1 protein-coding gene is annotated in these 796 nt (G+C 67.2%); it reads left to right on the top strand.

Features of this window, described 5'->3' with window-relative positions; genetic code table 11:
- On the top strand, window positions 1–763 hold a 763-nt coding region (locus ABD369_RS40780), incomplete at its 5' end, for an IS3 family transposase (RefSeq protein ID WP_344641686.1).
- Window positions 764–796 lie beyond the last annotated feature (33 nt).

Here is a 796-nt window from a genome sequence, read left to right as displayed (position 1 = left end):
CCGCCTGCGCGAGGAGGAACTCCTCGCGGCCGAGATCAGCGTGATCCACCTCGCTTCCAGGGGTGCCTACGGTGTCCCGCGCGTGCATGAACTGCGCCGCCAAGGTCGCGCCGTCAACCGGAAGAAGGTCGAGCGGATCATGCGCGAGCGCGGCATCACGGGCGTCACCCGTCGTCGGCGCCGTGGCCTGACCCGCCAGGCCCGCAAGCCGGTGTTCGTCCCGGACCTGATAGGGCGCGACTTCACCGCGCTCCGCCCCGGAGTGCGGCTGGTCGGCGACATGACCTGCTTGCCGACCGAGGAAGGCTGGCTCTACCTGGCCACCTGCATCGATCTGGCCACCCGCGAGGTCGTCGGCTACGCGATGGCCGACCACCACCGCGCCGAGCTGCCGGTGGCCGCGTTGCGGATGGCGGCCGGACGCGGCGGCCTGGAGCGTGGCTGCATTTTCCACTCGGACCGCGGAAGCGAATATACGTCGGCTGAATTCCGAACCGAGATAAGCAAGTTGGACATGAGGCAGTCGATGGGACGAGTCGGCTCCTGTTACGATAACGCTGCCGCTGAGAGCTTCTTCGCCGTGTTGAAGGAGGAGATCGGCACCCGGAGCTGGCCGGACCGCGCCACCGCCCGAGCGGAGGTCTTCGCGTTCATCGAGACCTTCTACAACCGCAGGCGCCTGCGCAAACACCCCGAGTGGGGCTACCTCACCCCACTCGAGACCCGACAACGACACCAGCAGGGTCACGCCTTGGCGGCGTAAACGGACAGTGTCCAACTGCAGGGTGGAACTTCA

The organism is Kitasatospora cystarginea, from assembly GCF_039533515.1.
In the GTDB taxonomy this organism is placed as follows: Bacteria; Actinomycetota; Actinomycetes; order Streptomycetales; family Streptomycetaceae; genus Kitasatospora; species Kitasatospora cystarginea.
Note: the sequence above shows the minus strand (reverse complement) of the source record. Positions and strands in the feature narration are given on the sequence as shown.